The sequence below is a fragment of the Rothia sp. HMSC062F03 genome (genome assembly GCF_001836905.1).
Classification (GTDB): domain Bacteria; phylum Actinomycetota; class Actinomycetes; order Actinomycetales; family Micrococcaceae; genus Rothia; species Rothia mucilaginosa_A.
Map to the genome: position 1 here is coordinate 1 of NZ_KV830884.1, position 1418 is coordinate 1418.

1 protein-coding gene is annotated in these 1418 nt (G+C 47.5%); it reads left to right on the plus strand.

Annotated elements, in window-relative coordinates; translation table 11 throughout:
- Window positions 1-155 precede the first annotated feature (155 nt).
- A partial coding sequence (locus HMPREF2674_RS09135) for an ATP-binding cassette domain-containing protein (RefSeq protein WP_084824434.1) occupies window positions 156-1418 on the plus strand: 1263 nt, incomplete at its 3' end.

The following is a 1418-nucleotide window of genomic DNA, read 5'->3' on the forward strand; positions in this document are numbered from 1 at the left end:
TGATTCTGTGGTGGTGTTGGATGGTGGGTGTGTGGTGGAGCAAGGAACCTACCGGGAGCTGCTGAAGGCAGAGGGAAAGTTTATGGAAATTTTCAAAAATCAGATCTCTGAAGATTCTGCAGGGCGCAAAACTTCCGCTGAAAGGGGCTATAAAGATGCGTAAGATTATGGCTAATACTGTTTGGTCCGTGGTTTATGCTTTCAAAAATCACCCCGTATGGACCGTTTCCTATCTAGTGTCTGTTGTGTGCCTATCACTATTCCCTGCTCTGCAGATGGAGGCTGTCACTAGACTTGTTGAGCATTTGGGCCAGAGCCAGGATGAAGTGCTCCCGCTAGCGCTGGGGGTTAGTTTTGTGCTGGCAGGATACATTGCCCTGGGACAAGCATCAGACTCTCTGCGTATGATTCTAAATTCTCGAATGTCAAGTACGGGTATTCAGAACGTATCTTCTCGTCTGGCGACTTGTTCCTCTCAGGAAATCGCGAGCGGTGATTATGCTCGCTCATCAAGGGCAGCTCATGAAGCTGTGACAGGGGGAAGCCTGGGGTCTCAAGTTTCCACTATGGGTGCTCTGATATTCATCATTTTTTCGACGGGAGCCCTTAGTTATTCCGTAGGAAAGATCAATGTATATGCTTCACTCTGCATGCTTGCAGGCATGATTCCTGTTGCCTTGATGTCACATCTCTATTCGAGTAAGAATGCTGAGGCAATGGAAAAAATATATTCATATAGCTACAACGCGTGGCATAGCACTAACCAGATTGCACAAATAACTACTGCTCGTGAGCTTGCAATTCTTAATGCTCGGTCGTTCTTTGCGCATCGTGCTAATCAAGAACGGAAAAAATCCGGTGAGGAGGAAATCAGCCTAGCTCGTTACATCCTCAGAATATATACAATTATTGGTTTTATAAGCGCTGCATTGCTAGCTTTAGCCCTTATTCTTCTAGCCACCTCGTCGCCGGCTCCCGGTGTTCTTGCTGGAGCTGTTATAGGTATTACCTCGGCTATAGTCTCGCTTGGCTCGATGGGAAGCGACCTTAGCTCGATGGCGGCGGGGTCAAACGCAATTGATGTATATCGAAAGTTTATTTCTAGCGCACAGCCCGGGCAGAAAAATCCGGTTGCCGATACCTACCTCGAGATTTCCAGCGTTTCCATCAGGAATCTTGCTATCCAGTATCCAAAAGCTGATTCTTTCGCTCTTAAAAACATCAATCTCACTTTCGGTCCCGGGCAGATGATTGGTATTGTCGGGCCCAGCGGATCGGGAAAGACAACCCTAGTAAATGCACTCATGGGTATGCTGAAGCCCTCCAGTGGAGACATCCTCATGGGAGGTACGTCGGTACAGGACATATCACCTGATGATTTATTGGCAAATGTTGGTTTGGTGAGTCAAGACTACGGC